The sequence below is a fragment of the Sulfurovum aggregans genome, from assembly GCF_055385215.1.
Map to the genome: position 1 here is coordinate 1339963 of NZ_AP042387.1, position 22981 is coordinate 1362943.

The following is a 22981-nucleotide window of genomic DNA, read 5'->3' on the forward strand; positions in this document are numbered from 1 at the left end:
TTCTCCCTTTTCTCCCCTTTTTATATGTTAGATTTCTATGCAGTGGAATGGTGAGTATACACAAAAGTGTTATTTTACATTCTTTACTAAAAAAAAGGAGATCTACATGAAAACGTGGAAAAGGAAAATCGGTATTGCTTTTTTACTTGGTTCACTTGTAGCTACTACTGCTATTGCCTCTGAGCATAAGTCAGATAGCAAAAAAGTTGAACAGAGTGAAGATTCGTTAGAAATTTTTGCCCATCCGGATGGAACGAAGGCAAAAAATGGTGTCACCTCTTTGCAAGACTATGTTGTGCAAGAGAAGGCTATGTATGATTGGTTGTTTAAAAATCACCCCATCATGAAAACATATCTGCCAAAAGGCAAGGTAGTCGGCAAATTGAAAGTTGCAGACCGTGGAGAAGAGTGGGTTGCTGCTGGTAATGGTAATGAATTTCAAAAATATAGCAAAAGAAAAGGTCTTACATCTACTATGTATAGACTTGCTAGAAAAGATACTCTAACTTATCCTAATAAATTTATAGGGCCTAAAAAGTGTGGGGAGTGTCATGCTGTTCAGTATGAAAAATGGAGTCATTCACGACATGCAACTACTGTACGATTTCCTGGAGAACATCCGGAAGTTAGCAATAATTTAACAGCATCAGTTTTTGGTAAAGATACAGCATCTATCATCCCAAAAGGGTTAACTCCAGATATGGTTTATTGTACTATTGGACACCTCAGAACGAAATTGGGCTTTTTTGATGCTTATTTATTGAGAGGGACTTATCATGTAGTAGATGGTTTGCTCAAAGATGGTACAGGAACTGTGGTTGCCGGAGGTAACCAATTCCAAAGAACATGGGCAAACGATTTGACTCCAGAAGTTGCTAAAAAAATTAGAAAGTATGTCCCTAATTTCCCTGTTACTCTTGAAGAGTATGGAGACAATAGTGGTTATGTAAGAGGATTGGCTTCTTATGCAGCAAGATATAAAAAAAGTATGGCATTTCAATCTTCAACATCTTATTGTGAGATCTGCCACCCTTGGAAGTTTGACTTTAAAAGCCAAAAAGAGCTTTTTGCAGCACTTGGGGATGCAAAAAAACTTCATGAGCATACAGTTTCCAAAGGTATTTCCTGTGAAGAGTGTCATGGTGCCGGGGGTCACTTGGATGGTGGTTCTGGTTTGATGATCTCAAACTGTGAAAGATGTCACCAAAGATTCAGCTTTAGACCATTCCTGGCTGAGAAATTTAGAAAATCTAAAAACCCTAATCTAAGAAGAAGAGCAGCTGAGTTGGGAATGACTTCCAAGTTTAAATCAGCAGGTCCAGGATGTGGTACTGAAGGTTCACAATCATACTTTACAGCTCACTATGAAGCAGGTATGAGATGTACAACATGTCATGACCCACATGATGTTACAGGATATGCACATTATAATGAAAAGAAAAATGGTGTCAACAAGATTGCAAAAGGTGGAGTTTATACAGATGAAGGTACTCATTTGAGTTCATTCTATACAAAACCTATGATTAGAAAAAATTGTGCTTCATGCCACAAAGAGGCAGCATATATAGCAAGCAATACAAAAGATACACACTCAAAAGTAAGTTGTGCAGCTTGCCATATGCCTTATATTATGAGTTGTGAAAACTGGTATGCTGCTCAGTATCAAGATCATGGTGGATTTGATACTCAAAGAAGATCACACATTTGGAAAATTTTGGTTGATCCTAAGAAGAAAACACTTAACCCTCCTCCAGGAGCACCAAGAGAGCAACAGGTACCTAAAAAATACAAAAACTGGTACATTGCCAAAGATGATAAAGGTCATAACTTTATTGACTTGATGTGGGCTTGTGGTAAAACATCTTGGGCAGACAAAGACCTAGAGGACAACAAAGGGTGTCACAGTGTGGCTCAATCTACATTGAAAAAGACACTTCATTTTGAAGATCAGCAAAGAGTCTATGATGAAGTTATGGGTTGGCAAAAACCAATCAAAAAGCTTTATAGTCAAGTCAATACATCTATAAAAGGAATCTATGAATTGCTTGATGTTACTGAACTTGATGATGCGCAAAGATCTAGAGTTAATGAACTCATAGAGAAAGCTCAGGCGAATATTGATCTTATCAAAGCAGATGGTTCGTGGGGTATGCATGGATTTAAATTTACTAAGAGAAAAGCAGAAGCAGCTCTATCTTATGTAAAAGGTGCACAGAAAATTTTACAGGATGCATCAAAATAATCTCTTATCTGAAAGGCAGATAGAGATTTGGGTCACACATTCAAGTGTGACCCAACAAAATTAAACTAATAAAATAAGGATTAAAAAATGAAGCTGATAAATAAAAAACTATATACCATATTACCTCTGTTTTTAGTTTTGTGCGGGACACAAAGTTATGGAACAGAATTAAAAACAAAGGTTCAAAAAGAGTCTTATAGTATAGGGGCTTCTACGGGTAACTATATATCTAATCAGATATTTAATCAAGTGAAACTCGGTGCTAAAGTAGATATGAATCTAGTTGTAAAGGGGTTCGAAGATGCACTGAAAAATAAACTTGACATGAATGACAGTGAGATCATTGGCAACCTGAACAGTAGAGCAGAATTTATGAATAAGGCACAAAAAAAACAACATGAAAAACTCTTGGCGAAGAATGCTAAAAAAGAGAAAGAGTTTCTTAAAAAAAATAAAAAAAGAGCTACGGTTAAAGTAACAAAATCAGGTTTACAATATGAGATTATCAAAGAGGGAAAAGGTAAAACACCTCATGATGAAAATATTGTTGTCATAAACTACAAAGGTTCACTCGCCGATGGGTATGTTTTTGATGACACCTACAAGAGGAAAGCACCGGCTCATCTTTCTATGGTCAATGTAGTGGATGGACTCAAAGAGGGATTGAAACTTATGAAAGAGGGAGCAAAGTATAAGCTTTTTGTTCCAAGCAAATTGGGTTATGGAAAAGTTCAGATGAGAGACATACCACCAAATTCTGTACTGATCTTCGAAGTGGAACTTATGAAAGTTTTAAAACCTGGTGCTTTTAAGAAAAAATTAGATTTTGAAAAAATGGCAAGAGAAAAAAACATAAAGAAAAAAGCTATGAAAAAAAATCCACATAGTAGCCCTTCAGCTACAAAATAAATAAAGACTTAAAAGAAGGAAAGAAATGAGTAAAGAAAACAAAAGAAGAAAATTCTTGAAGGGAGTTGGTTTAGGTTCTGTTATATTAGGCTCTGCCTCCTTTGCTATTGGTAGTACTCAAGAAAAGAAACCGGACAAAGAAGAAAATAAAAAACCTCATTACAGTATGCTGTTTGATCAAACCAAATGTGTCGGGTGCGGGGAGTGTGAAGATGCTTGCCATAAAGTAAACTTTGTACCGTTCGGACAGGACAGAATGATTGTACAAGACAGAACAGACCCTCTCAATGTAAAAGAAAGAAGATTTGTAAGGATGTCATGTCAACAATGTCAAGATGCTCCATGTGTAAATGTTTGTCCAACCAATGCTTGTCATCGAGATTCTCTTACAGATATAGTAACAATGAATGGAGATGATTGTATTGGTTGTGCATACTGTATTGTTGCCTGCCCATATGATGTAAGATTTATCAATGAAGAGACAAATATGGCAGAAAATTGTAACTTTTGTTTGGATACAAGACTTGAAAAAGGTCTTCTACCCGCTTGTATAGAAGCTTGTAAATATGAAGCAATTGTGTTTGGTGACTTAAATGATGAAAACTCAAGAATATCCAAACTGCTTAGTGTAAAAGACTCTGTCAGACAAAAGCCTGAGATGGGCACCAAACCGAGCCTTAGATATATTCCAGCTATAAAACAAGGAGTTTAAAATGCATGAAATGGCAATTAATTTTACAGAAGGTTTTTCCCATCATATCATATGGGGTTGGATGATCGGAGTTTATTTGGTACTTGCAGGTATGTCTGGCGGTGCTTTGATTATTATGCTTTTAAGACGCTACTACCTTAAAAAAACAGAGATCACACCACTATACAAAGCTGCTGCACTTATTGGTTTTGGCACAATAGCCTTTGGTATGGTTTTTTTGGTTGCAGACCTGCACAGACCACTCTATTTTTGGAAAATATTGATCCATTATAATTTTACGTCGGTCATGTCCATAGGTGTTGCAGCGATCTCTCTTTATATTCCATTGACTCTTTTGGTTTTTTTAATTGCTTTTGAAAAAGAAATAAAAGATATTTTTGAAAAGAAAATTAAAATCTCTTTACTCTCTTCCTTAATCTCTTCAATCATGAAGATATTGCATAAATTTAGAGTACCAATAGAGGCTTCAACAGTACTGTTTGCTGTTATTATTTGTGCTTATACAGGCTTTCTTATCTCTGTTCTTGTACGTTTTCCATTACTTAATACGGCTGTATTGCCGGCACTCTTTGTAGCTTCTGGACTTGCAGCGGGTGGTGCTGCTACAGCAATAGTTGCCAAATGGCTTTTTGAAAAGGAAGCTCACTCTAAGGAGTTGAGTTTTTTACATAATCTTGAGTGGCCTGTAATGTTTATGGAGCTTTTATTGATCGTGATGCTTGTTGTCTCGCTGTTAATAGGAAATGAGTACCAAAAAGTTGCATTACAAGCATTTGATATACATGCTACCAGTTGGGCATATCTTTTTTGGGTAGGTGTTATTGGTACTGGTTTTGGTGTTCCTCTGGCTTTAAATTTTCTCTTTGGTCATAAAATTGCTCACTCAAATTTTACACTTTACGCCTCAGGAATTGCAGGGATTATAGGTGTTTTATGTCTAAGGCTTTTCCTTTTATATGCTGGTCAAACTTTTGGTGCATAGCTATCATATATTGAGAGCGGTCAATAACTCTTTTTGTAATACGTGCTATACTTTAAGTAATAAAAGTAGTTTATGTATCATGCATTCACTTATAATGCAAATTAAAGGAAAATAATGAAGCTTCTAAGTAAAATCTTTTTATCGTATTATTTTGTGATTTTCTTGCTCATAGTACTGGGGGCTTCTGCCGGCATTGCAACCTTTATAGAAAATGATTACGGTACACAAAGTGCAAAAGTACTGGTTTACAATGCGAGATGGTATGAAGCAGTCATGGTACTTTTAGCCATCTCTCTTGTTGCTGTCATCTATAAAAGAAAAATGTGGAAACGTTTGGGAGCTTTTGTTTTTCATTTAGGTTTTGTAGTTATTCTGCTTGGTGCGGGCTTAACAAGATATTTTGGTCAAGAAGGTGTATTACATATAAGAGAGGGGAGAAGTGAGAACAATATGATCACAGAAGCTTCCTACTTTCAAATTGAGGCTGAAGAGAAATTGTTGTCATATCCTCTTGCTCTGACAAAACTTGGGAACAATAATTTTAAGATTAAAGACAACATAGAGAATAAAGAGATTCAAATAACTTTTAAAGACTATAAATATACAAAAAAAGAGCGAGGCGTTGAAAAACTTATTGTAGATGTAAAATTCAATGGGGTTAGTAAAGAAATTGTAATAAATGGTGGACATGGAAGTGTAGAGTTTCCTACGGTGGAAAACTTTAAAGGTTCAAGACTTTCTTTTTCATGGGGATCAAAAATTGTTGAATTGCCTTTTGAGATCAAACTTGTGGATTTTCAACTTGAGAGATATCCGGGTTCTATGAGTGCCTCTTCCTACAGCAGTCAAATAGAGCTTAAAGATAAGGATAAGACAATTCCCTACAACATATTTATGAATCATCCTTTAACATATAATGGATATAAGTTTTTTCAATCATCCTATGATCAAGATGAGTTGGGAACCATACTTGAGGTAAACAAAGATCCTGGTAAATGGCCTACATATATTGGGTATGCTCTTCTATCTCTTGGCTTTTTACTTAATTTTTTTACAAAAGGAAGTAGATTTCAGAGACTAAGAAAGTTTTTAAAGCACAGTAGTCTTTTAATTTTAATGCTTATTGGACTTTTTTCAAACAGTTCTCTTAAAGCCTCGGATGATACAGAGTATCTTAAAAAATTTAATGTAAATACATTAAATCACATAGAAAATTTTGAAACCCTTTTGGTGCAAGACTACAATGGTAGAATCAAACCGATAAGCACAGAAGCTTTGGATGTACTTCATAAACTCTCAAATAAAGATGGTTTGTATGGACTCAACGCAACACAGATTATGATTGGTATCATAGGGGATCCTAATAATTGGAATAATATCAAACTGATAAAAATAAGTAATAAAAAAATAAAAAAGCTATTGAATATAGATGAAAATGAAAAATATGTAGCTTTTAACAATTCTTTTAACCAAAAAGGTCTTTATAAATTAAAAGATCAACTTGCCAGTGCAAATAAACTGGCACCAGGGAAGAGAGGAACCTTTGAAAAGGACCTCATTAAATTTGATGAGAGACTCAATGTCTACTATTTGACAGCACAAGGTATGTTTTTTAAATTTATCCCAAGAAAAGAAGATGCCAATCAAAAGTGGGCAAGCCCTCAAGAGGTTATTCAGGAGGGGTGGCAAGATAGTTTTGTAGAGGATATTTATACCTATATGGATGGGCTTATAGACGGTATAGATAATAATAACTGGACCAAAGCAAATCAAACCATAGAAAAATTTAAAGCCCTGCAAAAAGAGTTAAGTTCAGATATACTTCCTGATTCAAACAGAGTAAAAGTTGAAGTGCTTTTCAACAAACTGAAAATTTTTCAAAACCTTATAACAGCCTATATGTTATTGGGGTTTATCATACTCATACTTGCACTTTTAACGGTATTCTTTAAAAAAAGGTATCCAAAAACAGAAAGGATACTCTTCTCGTTACTTTTTATGGCTTTTATTGCCCATACAGTGGCTTTGGCTATGAGATGGTATATATCAGGACATGCTCCATGGAGTGATACGTATGAATCGTTGATTTATATTGGTTGGTCTGGAATCTTTGCTGGGCTTATTGTGTTTAGAAGATCGTTACTGGCGTTAAGTGCTTCTGCCATACTCGGTGGTATCATTATGCTTGTGGCACATCTAAGTTTCATAAGTCCTCAAATCACCAATTTGGTGCCAGTGCTTAAATCATACTGGTTAAGTATACATGTATCTATTATCACAGCGAGTTATGGCTTTTTTGGATTAAGCTTTTTACTGGGATGTATTACTTTGCTTTTAATGGCTTTAAAAAATAAAAATAATAAATCGCTTCTTAATATTCAAATAAGAGAACTCTCGGCTATTAATGAGATAAGTCTAATCATAGGGCTATCTCTTTTAACAGTTGGAAACTTTATTGGTGGTGTTTGGGCAAATGAGAGCTGGGGAAGGTATTGGGGATGGGATTCGAAAGAGACTTGGGCTTTTGTCTCCATTGTTGTGTATACTATAGTACTACACCTAAGATTCATCCCTAAGTTCAATTCAATCTATGCTTTAACTGTGGCATCAGTTGTATCTTTTGCGACGATACTCATGACATATTTTGGTGTGAATTTCTATCTCTCCGGGCTTCACTCTTATGCAACAGGAGATAAAGTGCCAATTCCTAGTTTTGTTTATTATACAACGGCAATGATCATACTAATGATAGTTGCAGCATATAGAGGGCGCGATGTCAAAAACATTAAATAATAATAAAGGTGGTTTGTGATGGCATATTATATGTATATCCTGGTATTTCATGTAATGGCGATGATCTCTTGGATGGCAGTTATGTTTTATCTTCCGCGGCTTTATGTTTACCATGTAGAGCATCAGGATAAAAAAGAGTTTGTTGAGGTTGTTAAGGTTCAGGAGTATAAACTCTATAAATATATAGGGTTACCATCATTTTGGGCTACACTTTTCAGTGGTGCCTTACTCATCTATCTTAATCCATACCTATTGGAACAGCCATGGATGTTAATGAAACTGTTGGTGTTGGTATTGCTGAGTATTTTTAGTTTCAGTATGGAGTACTATAGAGTAAAACTGGACAAAAATGAATGCAGTAAAAGTGGACAATTCTTTAGAGCATACAATGAAATACCTACTTTGCTTTCTCTCTTGATAGTTGGATATGTGATCACAAAAAGTCTGCTACCAATATATACTTTGGCAATTATTGTTATTTTTGGTTTTATCATATATAAAATAGGAACATTGAAAAAAAACAAAAAGGTATTAAAATGAAAAAACTTGTAACACTGTTGATCTTAGGATTTGTATCGCTTTATGCTACAGACTTGGATAGAGCCATAGACTTATATGATAATAAAAAGTTTGAAGAGGCTGAAACTATGTTTAGTAAACTGTGTGATGCAAATAATACAAAAGCCTGTTTTAAACTTGCTTATCTTTATGAAAATAAAGATAAAAAAGATAGAGATTTAAAAAAAGCTTTTAAATTATATAAAAAGTCGTGTGAACTTGGTGATGCAAAAGCCTGTTTTAAAGTTGGAGTTTGTTACGACAAAGGTGGTATTATTAAAGTAAAAAAAGATAACAAAATTGCTGAGGAATATTATAAAAAATCCTGTGAAGGAGGGTTTTCTCTAGCTTGCTACAATCTTGGAGAAGTGTATCAATTCTACTATAAACCTAAAAAAAATAAAAATAAAATGATCGAAGTGTATAAAAAAGCTTGTGAAAATGGAGCAGTGCTTGGATGTTATAAATTAGGTAATATTTATGCGAAAGAAAAACCATTTTTAGCTATGGAGTGGTATAAAGTCGGATGTGATCAAGAAGATAAAGAATCCTGTTTCAGGTTGGGTGATCTTCAGGTAAAATTCATTTCTAAAATTGACCCTAAAGATTTTAAAAAACTTCTCAAGGAGTATACAGAAAAATGTAATAAAGGTGATGGACTTAGTTGTTACAGAGAAGCTGTATTTTATTCAACAGGCAGAGGAGTCAGACAAAGCTACAAAAAGGCCAATAAAGTTTTTTGGAAATCTTGTGAAATGGGTGATAAAATAAGCTGTATGGAGTATTTAATGCTCAATGAGTTAGGATATTAAGGAGTAGAACATGAAAAAAATTTTAATTTTATTGGTGGTACACTTAGGATTTATCCATGCAGGATATATCAAAGAGAGTGTTGAAGCACACAAAAAAGGTGATCATAAAAAAGTAGCAAATATCTATCAAAAAGCCTGTAATGAAGGGAAAGCATCTGCCTGTTACAATTTGGGTGTTTTGTATATGGGTTCAAAAGGTGTCAAGAAAAATGCCAAAAATGCCATGAAGTATTACGAAAAGGCATGTGACGGCAATTTTACATCTGCTTGCTATAATCTTGCACTCATCTATGAAATAGGAGTCGATGTAAAAAAAGATATCAATAGATCCATTGTGCTTTATGAGAAGGCATGTAAGAAAAATGATGGTTCTGCATGCAATAATTTGGGCATGATCTATAATTTCGGTAAAGGTGTAAAAAAAGATTTTAAAAAGGCATTGGACTATTATAAAAAATCGTGTAGCAGTTTTGACGATGTGGGGTGCAGTAATCTTGCCTATATGTACGACAAAGGTATAGGTATAAAGCAAGATTTCAAAAGTGCGATAAAACTCTATACAAAAGCCTGCAATACCGGTGTTCCATTAGCTTGTTCAAATCTTGGGATAATGTATGAAAAAGCGAAGGGGGTCAAAAAAGATCTTAAAAAAGCTGCTAAACTTTATGAAAAAGCCTGTAATAGTAAATATGCAAAAGGTTGTAACAATTTGGCAATCCTGTATGCAGTTGGTTCTGATGGTGTTAAAAAAAATCTAAAAAAAGCAAAAAATCTCTTTGAACAGGCTTGTAAAGACGGGTTCAAAGATGCTTGCGAAAATGCCAAACTTATAAAATAAAGGATATAAAATGATTCGAATTATCGTAGTACTATTCATGGTTTTCTCTTTTTCTGACGCAAAGATGTTTCAAAGTGTCAAAAAAGAGAGTGGTGAGTTTATTCAAACAGGTAAAAGTAGGTTTTATTGTCCTAATTGTGGCATGAACCTACCGAAATTTTACAAAACAAATCATATCCATAATAATAAGCAATACTGTTCATTGCACTGTCTGGTTGACGCAACAAAAAAAGAGATGCCTGCTGATGATGTAAAAGTTGTAGATACAAAAACATTAAAATTTATAGATGCAAAGCATGCTTTCTATGTTATTGGAAGTAAAAAAAGAGGCACCATGAGCATCAAGAGCAAATATGCTTTTGGTACACAAGAGGATGCTGAAGCATTCCAGAAAAAATTTGGTGGCAAAATAGTCGATTTTCAAACCGCTTACATGATAGCAAAAAATGATTTTGAGAGCGATATCAAAATGATCAACACTAAAAAAGAGAAAAAAGTGTATAAAATCGGAAAGAAACTTTATGAGAAAAAATGCAATAAAATAGAAGATCTAAACTATGACACTATCGCGCTGCTCAAAGCTGATCTGAAAAAAGAGTGTGATATAAAAAAAGATAAAAAACTGCAAGCAGTAGCCATCTATCTTTGGGATATAAAGAAACTCAAAAAGCCTATGGAGAAAATAACGAAAATGGAGGTTCCAGAAGATGCAAAATGTCCTGTTTGCGGTATGTTTGTTTATAAATACCCTAAGTGGGCAGCAATGATTGAAGTAGATGGCAAAAAACTCTATTTTGACGGTGTTAAGGACATGATGAAATACTATCTTCCCCGCTTCAATAAGATAAAGATAGAAAATATCTATGTAACGGACTACTTTACAACCAAAAAGATCAAAGCGAGTGATGCCTATTATGTTTTTGGTTCAAATGTTTATGGGCCTATGGGGCATGAACTCATTCCTTTTGAAAAAGCGCTTCGTGCTAATGCTTTCAAAAGAGACCATTTTGGTAAGAAAGTAATCACATTTTATGATATCGATGATGAGCTTATGCAGGAGCTAGAGGAGCTGTAGTGCGATTTTTACAGATATTGGCAGTGGCATTTATTGTCCTTTTGTGTATTATTGTTGTAGATATGAAGCGCTATCCCTATAGTGAGAAAAAGCAGAATATTCAGGAAGTAGCAGAGAAGATGGAGTATATCAGACCAGCCTTCTCTTTTACATCAAAAGAGTATAAAGGGTTTGCCTATGAACGGTAGAAATTTTGTTGATTTTTCAATTGCACTCTTGTTGAAAGATAAAAAAGAGTATCTTTTCAGTTTTCTCATATTTACTTTTATTATCTTCATAGCCAGTTCCGTACTTTTTGTATCGGACTCTATCAAATACGATCTTTTTGGGGCACTTGAGAAAGAGCATCAAATCATTGTTACCAATACAAAATCCGGGAGATATGCTCTACTGACGGATGAACATATTGATAGAATTTTACAACTTGCCGGAGTTGAGGATGTCATAGGCAAGATCGATGGATACTACTTTTTTGCCCAAGACAGAAGATATTTTCATATTGTAGTAGATGATGAACTTGATGATGATAGCATGATCGTTTCCAGTGAAATCAAAGAGTTGCTTGAACACTTCAAATATGATAAAGAGTTAAACTTTTTGTCAGAGGATGGTACCCTGACACTAAATATCAAAAAGGTGATCCCTTCCAATATCATTTCAAACGATGTGGTTTTAGTCAACAGTGATAATGCCAGAAAGATCCTAGAGATGGATGAGGATGAATACTCCTATCTTGATGTTATTGTCCCCAACGATGACGAGGTAGAGTATATTCCTCTGAAGATTGTGGAGATCTATCCTGATGCCAAAGCGATTGCCGCAAAAGATATCAAGTCTGATTATGAACATCTCTTCTATTACAAGGGGGGCATCTTTATGATCTTATACATTGTAGCCATGATCTCTTTCTTTATCCTGTTGAAAAACCAGATATCCTCTGTATATGGAGAGAAGAAGAAAGAGATTGCGATTTTAAGAAGTTTTGGCTTTGCAATTAAAGATATCATTTTGCTAAAGTTTATTCAAAACAGCGTAGTTGCCTTGAGTGCATTTTTTATCGGTATTTTTCTGGCGTATATCTATGTCTTTATCTTTGATGCACCTTTGCTGAAAAATATTTTTATCGGCAGTTCTGCTAGCCATATTGAATTTACTCCTATACTTGATATCAAGGTACTTGTTTTAATGTTTATTTTTACAGTTATTCCGTTTCTGGCTTCCATCCTTCTGCCTGCCTGGAGAATTGCAATTGATGATATGGACGAGGTGATGAAGTAATGAAGCCGATAATACAAGTAAGAGAACTCTATAAAATCTACAACGAAGGTAAAGAGAATGAGTTTACTGCACTTAAAAATATTAATCTAATGGTTAATGAGGGGGAGATCGTTATTATAAAAGGGGTAAGCGGAAGCGGTAAGAGTACACTTCTGTCATTAATAGGTGCGCTTAGTAAGCCAAGTCGTGGAGACATTTTAATTCATGGAGAAAATATCTCCAAACTTCCCGACATATTTGCATCCAAGTATAGAAATAAAGATGTAGGATTTATCTTCCAGTCATTCAATCTTATCAATGGATTGAGCCTTTATGACAATGTTAAGGCACCGCTTGCTTTGAGCGATTATAGTATGAAAGAGCTCGATGAGAGGGTAAACAGCGCAATGGAGCTGGCAAATATTTCCCATAAACAGGATCAGCTTGTCTCTAAACTCAGCGGTGGGGAGAAGCAGAGGTGCGCCATAGCAAGAGCACTCGTTAACTCTCCTTCCATCATACTTGCCGACGAACCTACAGCCAATCTCGACAGAGAAAACTCACTGCTTTTTGTTGAGATTTTGAAAAAGTTCAAAGAGCTGCACAAAACAGTCATTGTCGTTACTCATGATACCATTTTTGACGATCTTCCTTTCGTCGACAAAGTGCTGCATATGCATGACGGAGTACTCTGAGTATGTCGATTTTTCTGCTAAATGATATCGTTGTTTTTCTTTTTATTGAGGTAATACTGCTGCTACTGATGAGTGTCAGTGAATTTTCTGTTATAAAAGTTTTGAGATACTGGGATTTTAGTGCATCAACTACATTACAATATGCTCTGGAGAAGAGAAACTACCTGGTCAATACAATAATATACTTTACTGTGGTTGTCAAGATCGTTATGTTTATATTTTTTATAAAATCACTCGATGAACTAGCACCCCTCGTTCCCGGAGCGATGTGTGCTACCGGTGTGATAGGTGCCAATTCTTACGGAAACCCACTGCTTCTTTTCAAGATTCTACTGCTCTTTTTACTTGGCATCTGGATTATTATCAACAAACTGGATCTTAAAGCAAAGAAATTTCCCTATCTTCGTGAGAAATACTACCTCTTTAGCTTTATCTATGTTTTGATCATCATGGAATTTATTCTGGAGATCGTCTATTTTATCAATATTCCTCTCGATGTGCCAGTTTTTTGTTGCAGTTCTGTTTTTAAACTCGATAACCTTCCATTTGGGCTGGATACAAAAAAGCTGTTAATCATCTTTTATGCTCTCTATGCATTTATTGTAGTAGTCTCTATAAGAAAGCAGATTGTTGTAAACTTTTTTCTCAATATTCTTTTTTTGTTTGTTTCATACTACTGTGTCACATATTTTTTTGGAACCTATGTCTATGAGATGCCCAATCACAAATGTCCCTATTGTATGCTTCAAAAAGAATATTATTATGTAGGCTACTTTATATGGTTTTCACTTTTTTTGGGTGTTTTTTTTGGTATAACCCCTTATATTACTTATTCATTGATCCTAAAGAAATACGTACATTTATTTAAATATGCCATTATTTTTAATACCATTTTTGTACTCTTGTGTACCTATTTTGTAGCAATTTATTATTATAAAAACGGGGTATTCCTATGAAAAAGTCCTTGATAAGATTTGTACCCTATCTTTTTTTGATTTTTCTGTTTACCTATCTCTATCAGCAGATGCAGGTCACTTCAGAAAACCTCTATTATGTTGATGGCAATACCAAAGGGGAACCTCTTCCGGTCGAAGAGATCAAAAAAGAAAAATATATTATATGCAGTGATTGTGGTATGATGGTGAAAAATCCATTGACTTCTGCACAAGTAGTGGTTCCTGGCGGGAGAACATACTTCTTCGACGATGTGGGATGCATGATCAGATGGGTAGACAAAAGTGGCTACAAAGATGAGGAACTGAAAATGTTTGTTTTTGTTCCAGAATGTACCTGCTACATAGATGCAGAAGATGCCTGGTACATTAGAGACGGGATAACCCCTATCGGATATGGAGTGGTTGCTTATGGTACATCTTTGGGGGCAGCCAGCAGTGATTTCACGACATCTGCATTTGACTATGGATATGAGTCATTTAAAGAAAATGATGATGGCGAAAAAGAGATTTATGAGTTTGACGAGATAAGAAAGTTTGTTTTAAGAGGTGAGACTATGCTTCATCCGATAGTAAGAAAATTACTCTTAAAAGGCAAATAGCTTTTCTTGTCCTCCTAAAGAAACTTTACTTTCGAAAGTGATTATAAATTTTGCACCCACTTCTGTATTTTCTACTTTTATAGTTCCTCCATGTTTCTTTTCTATAATTATTTTACTCATATATAAACCGATACCTGTACCTATGCTTGGATGTTTGGATGTAAAGTAAGGGTCAAATATTTTTTCCATGATTGACTCTTTAATGCCCCCTGCATTGTCTTCAATAATCAGAATTTTGCTATTTTCTTCCATATAGGTCTTTATATGTATCTCTTTTTCTTGAATACTGTTTTCCACAAGGGCATCTTTGGCATTATTGATGATATTGATAATAGCTTGTATTAGATCATTAGAGTATCCAAACAACATATAGTCATCTTGAATCTCTATATCTAGTGTGATATCATTCTCATAAATAGAGGCTGAAACAAGTTGATATGCATGTTCAATAGCTTCACTGATATAATACTCGTTATGTTCTTGCTGCTTGAGATAAAAATTTCTAAAATCATCAATGGTCTGAGACATAAAAGAGATCTGCTCGTTGGCTTCTTTTATCTTCTCTTCTACAATCTTCTGCGTTAGCTTATTCTGTTTTCCCCTAAGCTCCATATTGACCAGAATGGAAGAGATCTGTGCAAGGGGCTGTCTCCATTGGTGGGCGATATTGTTTATCATCTCTCCGAGTGAAGCCAATTTATTTTGATTCTCAAGCAATTTTTCTTTTTTGGATTGCAGTATCATCTCTTTTCTATAAAGCATATAAACAAAAAATATAAATGTCATAAATGCTCCAAGCATAGCAAGTCCACCAATAATGAACTCTTTGGCATGATAGGTAACAATATCTTTAACCGGTGCTTTCAGGGAGATCAGTGCCCGGATCTCATCTACCTTTTCATGAAAGCCGTGTTTATCTCCATAAAGTTTTATCATTGCAGGCGGTGCAGAAGCCGGATCTCCGTGGCACTCCAGACAAGAGGGTTTATTTATGCTTATGGGCAAAGCGATATAAAAGTAGTCTACCCCTTCCTTTTTGAATGTATCAAAGTACTGTTTTATTTCGTTATTTTGAAATTGTTTCAATATTTTTACTTCAAATCCAGTTGCCATATTTTCCAGATTTGTTGGATTGGCAGCTGCAAGTTTAAAGGTATAGTTGATTTTTTTATCTCTCAATAGTATGTCATAGATATGTTTTGTGATATAGGAAGAGGAGAGAATCTTCGGGTCAAAAAAGTTTTTATCCAGCATGTCTCTGTTTTTTAGATCATAAATGAGTGGGCGCTGTGTATTTTCTATGTAAAGTCGAAGGGCCTTCATTGTATTAAGTATAGAGATCGCCTCCTGCTTTGTATCCTGAATAGCAAGATTTTTATAAAAATTAAAAAATAAAACAGTAACAACGGCATACAGAAGGATAAAGAATAGTACGATATATCTGAATTTATATTTCAAGCGTATACCCTACACCATAAACATTTTGGGTCTAGACTAGTTCAGGGGTTCTTTTCTGAAGATTTTCAACAAAATTTTGTATAAATCTTCACCTCTATGATTGAACCTAAACTCACACTCTTTGAGATGCGTATTAAAGTGTTCTTTGTCCAGTCCTCTGAATTTGACTAATCTAATTTTAGCATAACTCCAGAAGGATTCAATACCATTGATATGGCAATGGCCTCTAGCAAATTCATTTTTGCCATGATGGACTCTGAAATGTTTGTCATATCCAATATCAACCAACCCATCATAGCCTTTCCAACCATCTGTATGGATTTCACTTTGAATATCTATCTTACCCCGTATGATAGCCTGCAGTGTGGCTTTCTTGGCATCTGGTATAATTTGCGTATAGACCTTATCATTACGTTTCAACAAACCAAATACAATAGTTTTCCCTGATGCACCTCTACCTCTTTTGCCTCTGACTCTTCTTGCCCCAAAGTAACTCTCATCCATCTCTATCTCTCCTGAGAGAGGAGATTCCTTTTCTTGAATCTTAACAATTCTATCTCTGAATAATGAATAGTATCGGTTAATAGTATTACGATTAATGCCTGTAAGATTAGCTGTCTGAGTAGCTGAAAGATCATTAGCAAAGCACTTTACAATGAGCCTAAATTTACTCTCTGAAATCTTCGCAACTTTTATATACTTGTTTTTCATCGGTATAATGGTACTTTCTTTGCACTTTATACCCTCTGTTCTAGTCTAGACCCAACATTTTTAATGAAGTCTTTACCAATTTTTCTTCTCAACTCTTTCACAACAGATTTCACCGCCTCTTTGCTTGGTTCTTCAAATTCCCACACATATTCGTAAAGATCATCAAAAGAGACGATCTGGTTTTTACGATCTATCATATATTCTAAAAATCTGGACTCATTTTTAGATAATCGAATCACATTCCCTTTATGTAGAACGACCTTTCGACTTAAATCATACCGATGTTCCGATGTAAGTGCAAAATATACATGGTAATCAACCAACTCCAAACAGACCTTCTCCAAAGCATTTAAAAATGAATCCGTATCATAAGGCTTGGTAAGATATTTGACAATTTTAAGCTCAACTGCTCTCCAAAGATACTCCTGTTGTGTAAATGCAGACAGAATAATAATAGGTACTTTGTGATCAAACTCTCTAATTCTTTCTATGGCTTCAATACCATCCATGTTTGGCATGCAGATATCCAATATCAATGCATCATAGCTGTTGTATTCAAATTCATCCAAAGCCTCCTGTCCATCTTGAACATAGACCACTTTTTCAAAAAAAATCTCTAAAATTTCAATGGTATTTTTTGCAACACCAGGCTCATCTTCCGCATAAAGCACTTTTTTGGTACTTAATATATTTAGTAGATCTGAATTCTTCTTTGTTTTACTATACATACTTAAACTATATCATATCTTTACTTACTATATCACTAGGTAGATTCGTATGTACAGTTGTACACACCTCAAAAGGAGTATCTGCATTGATCAAAAGTCCAAGTGTCTCATGGAATGTTGAAAAGCATCGGTTCCAGTAATACTTCTGAAATACTCAGGAGGTACCTTATAATCAAAAGCCACATAATCAAGTAGTCTTTTATAAAGCAGAGCTTCAAGCCGGTGTAGCATGTCGCTTCGCCATCTGACAAAACGGCCCCCCGTCAAGCAGTCTTCTGCATGTTTCAAGAAAATACAGTGCCCCTATTATCGAAATCTGTCCGACAGAAGACACAATATCAACATTGTAGCAGTACCCACAATGCATATTGCATCCGATAAACCAAAAGATGGCAGCAAGATGATCCGTATAATCAAAGGCTGTAAACGAGGTAATATCATACAGTGGGGGGGTCTTTCACTGTGAGAGCTTCTCCTCAAAAAATTTCCGCTCTCTATGCTCCCCTTTTTTCCCGGTATTGAAACTCTCAATAGGTCGATGATATCCCATTATACGTGTATAGATAATACATTTTGTACGCTTTGCTTCCAAATTTTTCAACTTCTTTTCTCTTTGCATTGTTTTCCCTTTATGAATTTTTCAATAAGCGCATCAGTATGCACAAGCAATATTGGAATGACCCCTATTTCATAGACACAAACTTAGTTGCTGACACCTCTTGTTTCTTGATGTCCGAATAATATCTTATCTCAAAGTTGTTTGGAGAGATAATCCAAGTAGCTATGCCGTCTTCTTGAGTTGTAAAACATCTCGATATATTCAAAAATTTTCCGTTTCGCTTCTTCTCTGGTTTTAAAAACGTCAATAAAAGCGGAGGGGGCATCGGGAAAGTTAAAGAATTTGAACTTTGATAATAAGAAGTCTCTGCTTGAGTCTAAGGATAATAAAATATCTGTATCAGAGTAGTATGAGAGTCTTGGGATCAGTAGAAGCAGGTACTATTATAAACTTGTTCCTATGGGTTAAGAGAATATCAAACTCCTTCATAGAATAGATGAGATAGCTACAAACAATTCTGAATATGGCTATCGTTTTATATATGAGCAGTTAAAAGAAGATGGTTTAAGTATTGGGAAACATAGGATATTGAAATATATGGGTATACTTGGTATACAAGCTATATATCCAACAAAAAAGAAACTTACACACCTTAAGAACCAAGAATATAAAACATACCCCACCCCTTTTTTAGCTCCGATTTTTAGACACAATAAAATACAAATTTATTTTAAGGATTAATAATGAAAAATTTACTCTTAACTCTTTTGGCGTTAGGTACTTTACTAAGCTTCTCACAAGCTGAGATGAAATGTGCTCCAGGTAAATGTGGTACCGCAATGAAGAAGGAATCTCCCGGTAAAAAAATGAAAACAATGTTTCAAACTGTAGCTAAAGATAAAGTTATTTTTTTACAAGAAGGGAAAGCAAAAGCCTTTTGCCCAGAATGTGGAATGACACTATCTATATTTTACAAAACTAATCATGCAGCACATGTGAATGGTAAAACAAAACAGTATTGTTCTATTCATTGTTTAGTTGAAGATATAAAAAAGGGTTCTAGATTAGAAGAGATTAAAGTCGTAGACACAAATTCTTTAAAATTTATAGATGCTACAAAAGCTTTCTATGTTGTAGGAAGTAAGAAAAAAGGAACAATGAGTACGGTAAGTAAATATGCTTTTAGCAAGAAAAAAGATGCTAATCTGTTTGCTGAAGAAAATGGTGGTCAAGTAGTTGACTTTAAAGGAGCATTAGAGGCTGCAAAAGCTGATTTTTCCAAAGATACCGACATGATATTTAAAAAACAAAAGATGATGACAGAACAAGGTAAAATGCTTTATAATGATCTCTGTCAAAAAACAGATAAAAAGTTTTCTACTACTGCTGAAGCTAAAGCTTTTATTTTGTCTACAAAACTTTGCAATAAACTAAAGGGTAAACAATTACAAGCAATTGGTCTTTACTTAAAAAGCCGATGATTTAGTTTTTTGTGCGGGGGTAGGTGAAGTGTCGTATAGCTTTTAGCACAAGAGATTGCGTAGTAGTAGGGCTTTGTGGTCTAAAAGTAGTGATAGACTCTCTATTCAAGCATGTGAAGTTGTGGTAAAATAAGCACTTTTACAACCAAAAGCAACCAAAAACAACCACAAAAAAACAAAATAAGAGTGGCGCTACCTTGATAAACTCAAAGAGCAGATCGTTTCTGAAAAAGTATCAAAAATCTATAACGAAGAGTTAAAGCCAAAACTTATCGAAGCACTCGTAGCACACTTTGATTTTGCACTTCCAAACAATATTGTTGAGCAGGAGATCGATGCGAAGATCAATGCAAAAGCAAGAGAGATGAAAGAGGAAGAGCTTAAAGAGTATCAGGAAAATCCTGAAAAAGTAGAAGCACTTCGTGATGAGGTAAGAGAAGAAGCACAAAATAGTGTGAAAGCAACATTCATTGTGGATGCATTGGCTAAAAAAGAAGAAGTAAATGTAGAAGATCAGGAAGTATCTCAAGCGATCTACTACGAAGCGATGATGAGTGGTCAGGATCCTCAGCAAGTGATCAAATATTACCAAGATAACAATCTTCTCCCAGCTGTAAAAATGGGTATGATTGAAGATAAACTTTTTGGAAAACTTTTAGGTTTAGATAAATAAGAAGCGTAAGTAAACGACAATAGTTTGTCGTTTATAGCTCCTTCATTAACCAATAAAGTGTATATTTGAGTTGATTATAAAATCTATTTAACTATATATTATTAAAGGAAAAAACATGAGTTATATTCCATACGTTGTAGAACAGACAGGCAGAGGTGAAAGATCTTATGATATCTATTCACGACTGCTTAAAGACCGTATCATAATGCTGAGTGGGGAAGTCAACGATCAGGTTGCTTCTTCGATCGTAGCACAACTGTTGTTTCTTGAAGCACAGGATCCGGATAAAGATATCTATTTTTACATTAATTCACCGGGCGGGGTGATCACTTCGGGCCTTTCTATGTTTGATACAATGAACTATATCAAGCCAGATATCGTAACGATCTGTATCGGTCAGGCAGCATCTATGGGAGCATTCCTCCTGGCTTCAGGTACAAAGGGTAAACGTTATGCACTTCCGCATGCACGTATCATGATACATCAGCCATCAGGCGGAGCGCAGGGGCAGTCAACAGATATTCAGATACAAGCTCAAGAGATACAAAGACTCAAAGATACACTCAATGAGATTTTGGCAGAAAAAACAGGTAAAACAGCTAAAAAGATAGAAAAAGATACAGAGCGTGATAACTTTATGTCTGCAAAAGAAGCTCTAGAGTATGGTCTTATTGATAAAGTTTTAACGAAGAGCTTTAATTAGGTTTGCCAGATGATTAGAGAGATAGTAGTATACCCGGATAAGAGACTCAAGCTCATCTCAAAAGAGGTAGAGTCTTTTGATGGCGCACTGCATGATCTGCTTGATGATATGTATGAGACCATGCGTGCTAAAAACGGAGTAGGACTTGCAGCTATTCAAGTAGGTGTTGACTTAAGGGCACTGATCATCAATATTCCCCTGGAAAATGAAGATGGAGAACATGATCAACCTAAAGAGAATACTTTAGAGATGATAAATCCTGTCATTATAGAAAAAGATGGTTCAACAAAGTTCCAAGAGGGGTGTTTGTCCATTCCCGGTGTCTATGAAGATGTGGAGCGTGCAAAACATGTCAAAGTGGAGTATTTTGACAGAGATGGAAACAAACAGGTTATAGAAGATAATGATTTCCTTGCTATCGCTATGCAACATGAGATGGATCATTTGGATGGTAAGGTATTCATCGAAAAGCTCTCATATATTAAGCGAAAGAAATTCGAAAAAGAGTGGCGTAAAAGACAAAAACAATTGTAAAAATATGACAATTTGACATATTTTCAGCGTTCTTCTTCTATTTATGTAAAACTGTTACTATGAATGCAAAAACACATAGTGGTAATCTCCCACCCGAAAGACAAACAGGCCAAGTAAAAACTATCAGACAGAAAGAGAAGAAACAAGCTATTGTGAACAGGTTGACTTGTGCTACCCTTGAAGGGGTTAATGCCAAGGTCATAGAAGTCGAAGCTACTTTTACAAAAGGCCTGCCCGGATTTTCAGTGGTTGGTCTGGCAAGTAATGATATACAGGAGGCAAAAGAACGTACCAAGTCTGCACTGCTTACCAATGAATTTGTTTTTCCTCCTTTAAAAATAACAGTAAATCTCAGTCCTTCGGATCTGAAAAAATCAGGTACGCATTTTGACCTCTCTTTAGCACTTTTGATTGCATTGAACAAAAAGATCATAGAGGAAGAGGGGCTTTTTGTTTTTGGTGAGTTGGGCCTGGATGGAAAAGTAAAGACAAGTTCCATGCTGTTTCCTCTGGTTCTTTCATTGAAAGAGCAGGGGCTTATCCAAAGAGCGATCGTTCCAAAGGAAGCCATTAGCTATCTAAGTCATATTTCCGGGGTAGATTTTATTGCGGTAGATACATTAAATGAAGCAATACAGATCCTGAAAAGCAAGAACTTCAAAGCCAATGTACAGGCATTTTCCTATGAGTCGGAAAGTTTTATACTAAAAGATATACCTTACTATTTTGAAAAAAAGTATGAGAGTGATTTTCTGGATGTAAAAGGTCAGTCTGTAGCAAAGAGAGCTTCACTCATTGCAGCAGCAGGGATGCATAATTTTTTAATGGAGGGAAATCCCGGTTGTGGAAAAAGTATGATAGCAAAGCGTATCAAAGATATTCTGCCTCCGCTGTATGAGGAGGAGATACTCTCTATAGCAAAACATCAGTTTCTGGATGGAGCAACTCCCAGTTTTTCTGCTTTGCGTCCTATAAGGGCTCCTCATCATACTGCAACTTCTGCATCCATCTTTGGTGGAGGTTCCTCTGTTGCAAAGATAGGGGAGGTTGCCCTGGCACACAAAGGCATACTTTTTTTCGATGAATTGCCTCATTTCTCCAAAAATGTTTTAGAAGCATTGAGAGAGCCTCTGCAAGACAGAAAGGTCCATATTGCAAGGGTAAATGCCAAGATAGAATATGAAGCGGATATCATGTTCGTAGCGGCACAGAATCCCTGTCCCTGCGGTAACCTTTTATCAAAGATAAAATCCTGCAGATGCAGTGAAGTAGAAATAAAACGTTATCAGAACAAACTTTCCGATCCTTTTTTGGACCGAATAGATATTTTTGTGGTAATGCAGGAGGTTCAGAGTTCGGATAAAGGAGATATTTCTTCTAAAGAGATGCATGAAGAGGTACTCAAAGCCTTTAAAATGCAAAAACGGAGAGGGCAGCAGAGACTCAATGGCAAATTGACCGAAGAGGAGATAGAGACCTATTGTATTTTAGATGAGAATGCAAGCAAGATCCTGGAAGGTGCCATAGGTAAATTCGGACTTTCGCATCGAAGTATCGCTTCGGTCAAAAAGACAGGGAGAACGATAGCAGACCTTAATATGCATGAGAAGATAGGGAAGTCGGATATTTTAGAAGCATTAAGCTACAGAAGAAGGAAGTAGGGTGCGCAATCACGCACCGCAAACGAACAAATATACTCTTTTATA

At 35.4% G+C, this 22981-nt stretch carries 23 protein-coding genes and 2 pseudogenes; 20 read left to right on the plus strand and 5 right to left on the minus strand.

What is annotated here, in order from left to right:
• The first annotated feature begins 106 nt into the window (after positions 1-106).
• The 14 genes from ACZ48W_RS06805 (at position 107) to ACZ48W_RS06870 (ending at position 14428) form a co-directional block, all read left to right on the plus strand.
• Positions 107-2242: a cytochrome C gene (locus tag ACZ48W_RS06805; RefSeq protein WP_464827587.1), complete on the plus strand. Its 2136-nt coding sequence runs from the start codon at positions 107-109 to the stop codon at positions 2240-2242.
• A gap of 87 nt (positions 2243-2329) precedes the next feature.
• On the plus strand, positions 2330-3151 hold the full coding sequence (locus tag ACZ48W_RS06810) for an FKBP-type peptidyl-prolyl cis-trans isomerase (protein ID WP_464827588.1): 822 nt from the start codon (positions 2330-2332) through the stop codon (positions 3149-3151).
• Between the two features lie 25 nt (positions 3152-3176).
• A complete protein-coding gene (locus ACZ48W_RS06815) occupies positions 3177-3863 on the plus strand; it encodes a 4Fe-4S dicluster domain-containing protein (RefSeq protein WP_464827589.1) in 687 nt (228 codons plus the stop codon).
• A gap of 1 nt (position 3864) precedes the next feature.
• The gene (gene nrfD, locus ACZ48W_RS06820; RefSeq protein WP_464827590.1) at positions 3865-4845 is read left to right on the plus strand and encodes an NrfD/PsrC family molybdoenzyme membrane anchor subunit; all 981 of its coding nucleotides are present in this window, start codon (positions 3865-3867) and stop codon (positions 4843-4845) included.
• A 114-nt stretch (positions 4846-4959) separates the two neighbouring features.
• On the plus strand, positions 4960-7638 hold the full coding sequence (ccsA, locus tag ACZ48W_RS06825) for a cytochrome c biogenesis protein CcsA (RefSeq protein WP_464827591.1): 2679 nt from the start codon (positions 4960-4962) through the stop codon (positions 7636-7638).
• Positions 7639-7656: 18 nt separating this feature from the next.
• A complete protein-coding gene (locus tag ACZ48W_RS06830) occupies positions 7657-8178 on the plus strand; it encodes a CopD family protein (RefSeq protein ID WP_464827592.1) in 522 nt (173 codons plus the stop codon).
• Positions 8175-9008 (plus strand): tetratricopeptide repeat protein, encoded by an 834-nt coding sequence (locus tag ACZ48W_RS06835; protein WP_464827594.1) that lies wholly within the window; start codon positions 8175-8177, stop codon positions 9006-9008. The genes ACZ48W_RS06830 and ACZ48W_RS06835 overlap by 4 nt, the downstream gene beginning before the upstream one ends.
• A 10-nt stretch (positions 9009-9018) precedes the next feature.
• The gene (locus ACZ48W_RS06840; protein ID WP_464827595.1) at positions 9019-9846 is read left to right on the plus strand and encodes a tetratricopeptide repeat protein; all 828 of its coding nucleotides are present in this window, start codon (positions 9019-9021) and stop codon (positions 9844-9846) included.
• A gap of 10 nt (positions 9847-9856) precedes the next feature.
• Positions 9857-10921, plus strand: coding sequence for a nitrous oxide reductase accessory protein NosL (locus ACZ48W_RS06845; protein WP_464827596.1), 1065 nt, complete (start codon positions 9857-9859; stop codon positions 10919-10921).
• Positions 10921-11109, plus strand: a complete 189-nt coding sequence (locus ACZ48W_RS06850; RefSeq protein WP_464827597.1) for a hypothetical protein — start codon at positions 10921-10923, stop codon at positions 11107-11109. Before ACZ48W_RS06845 ends, ACZ48W_RS06850 begins: the two co-directional genes overlap by 1 nt.
• Complete coding sequence (locus ACZ48W_RS06855; RefSeq protein ID WP_464827598.1) at positions 11099-12199, plus strand: ABC transporter permease; 1101 nt, start codon at positions 11099-11101, stop codon at positions 12197-12199. The genes ACZ48W_RS06850 and ACZ48W_RS06855 overlap by 11 nt, the downstream gene beginning before the upstream one ends.
• On the plus strand, positions 12199-12873 hold the full coding sequence (locus ACZ48W_RS06860) for an ABC transporter ATP-binding protein (RefSeq protein ID WP_464827600.1): 675 nt from the start codon (positions 12199-12201) through the stop codon (positions 12871-12873). Before ACZ48W_RS06855 ends, ACZ48W_RS06860 begins: the two co-directional genes overlap by 1 nt.
• Before the next feature lie 2 nt (positions 12874-12875).
• Positions 12876-13829, plus strand: a complete 954-nt coding sequence (locus ACZ48W_RS06865; protein WP_464827601.1) for a hypothetical protein — start codon at positions 12876-12878, stop codon at positions 13827-13829.
• Positions 13830-13837: 8 nt separating this feature from the next.
• Positions 13838-14428, plus strand: a complete 591-nt coding sequence (locus tag ACZ48W_RS06870) for a hypothetical protein (protein ID WP_464827602.1) — start codon at positions 13838-13840, stop codon at positions 14426-14428.
• Here ACZ48W_RS06870 and ACZ48W_RS06875 read toward each other — a convergent pair.
• From ACZ48W_RS06875 to ACZ48W_RS06895, 5 genes and pseudogenes are all read right to left on the minus strand, one after another.
• A complete protein-coding gene (locus tag ACZ48W_RS06875) occupies positions 14414-15886 on the minus strand; it encodes a c-type heme family protein (RefSeq protein WP_464827603.1) in 1473 nt (490 codons plus the stop codon). The two genes, ACZ48W_RS06870 and ACZ48W_RS06875, sit on opposite strands and share 15 nt — an antisense overlap.
• A 36-nt stretch (positions 15887-15922) precedes the next feature.
• Entirely contained in the window at positions 15923-16603 is a 681-nt protein-coding gene (locus ACZ48W_RS06880) for an IS1595 family transposase (protein ID WP_464830475.1), read from the minus strand.
• A gap of 20 nt (positions 16604-16623) precedes the next feature.
• A complete protein-coding gene (locus tag ACZ48W_RS06885) occupies positions 16624-17325 on the minus strand; it encodes a response regulator transcription factor (RefSeq protein WP_464827604.1) in 702 nt (233 codons plus the stop codon).
• Between the two features lie 457 nt (positions 17326-17782).
• Positions 17783-17944: an anaerobic ribonucleoside-triphosphate reductase gene (gene nrdD, locus ACZ48W_RS06890; RefSeq protein ID WP_464827605.1), complete on the minus strand. Its 162-nt coding sequence runs from the start codon at positions 17942-17944 to the stop codon at positions 17783-17785.
• Between the two features lie 131 nt (positions 17945-18075).
• Positions 18076-18177, minus strand: a pseudogene (locus ACZ48W_RS06895) (IS3 family transposase); the annotation flags it as partial.
• Between the two features lie 181 nt (positions 18178-18358).
• Here ACZ48W_RS06895 and ACZ48W_RS06900 point away from each other — a divergent pair.
• The 6 genes and pseudogenes from ACZ48W_RS06900 (at position 18359) to ACZ48W_RS06925 (ending at position 22936) form a co-directional block, all read left to right on the plus strand.
• Positions 18359-18625, plus strand: coding sequence for an IS3 family transposase (locus ACZ48W_RS06900; RefSeq protein ID WP_464830478.1), 267 nt, complete (start codon positions 18359-18361; stop codon positions 18623-18625).
• A 2-nt stretch (positions 18626-18627) separates the two neighbouring features.
• Positions 18628-19365, plus strand: a complete 738-nt coding sequence (locus ACZ48W_RS06905) for a nitrous oxide reductase accessory protein NosL (RefSeq protein WP_464827606.1) — start codon at positions 18628-18630, stop codon at positions 19363-19365.
• 214 nt (positions 19366-19579) lie between these two features.
• A pseudogene (locus ACZ48W_RS06910) lies at positions 19580-20038 on the plus strand (trigger factor); the annotation flags it as partial.
• A 115-nt stretch (positions 20039-20153) separates the two neighbouring features.
• On the plus strand, positions 20154-20741 hold the full coding sequence (clpP, locus tag ACZ48W_RS06915; RefSeq protein WP_464827513.1) for an ATP-dependent Clp endopeptidase proteolytic subunit ClpP: 588 nt from the start codon (positions 20154-20156) through the stop codon (positions 20739-20741).
• A gap of 9 nt (positions 20742-20750) precedes the next feature.
• Entirely contained in the window at positions 20751-21275 is a 525-nt protein-coding gene (gene def / locus ACZ48W_RS06920) for a peptide deformylase (protein WP_464827608.1), read from the plus strand.
• A 149-nt stretch (positions 21276-21424) separates the two neighbouring features.
• Complete coding sequence (locus ACZ48W_RS06925; RefSeq protein WP_464830479.1) at positions 21425-22936, plus strand: YifB family Mg chelatase-like AAA ATPase; 1512 nt, start codon at positions 21425-21427, stop codon at positions 22934-22936.
• Positions 22937-22981 lie beyond the last annotated feature (45 nt).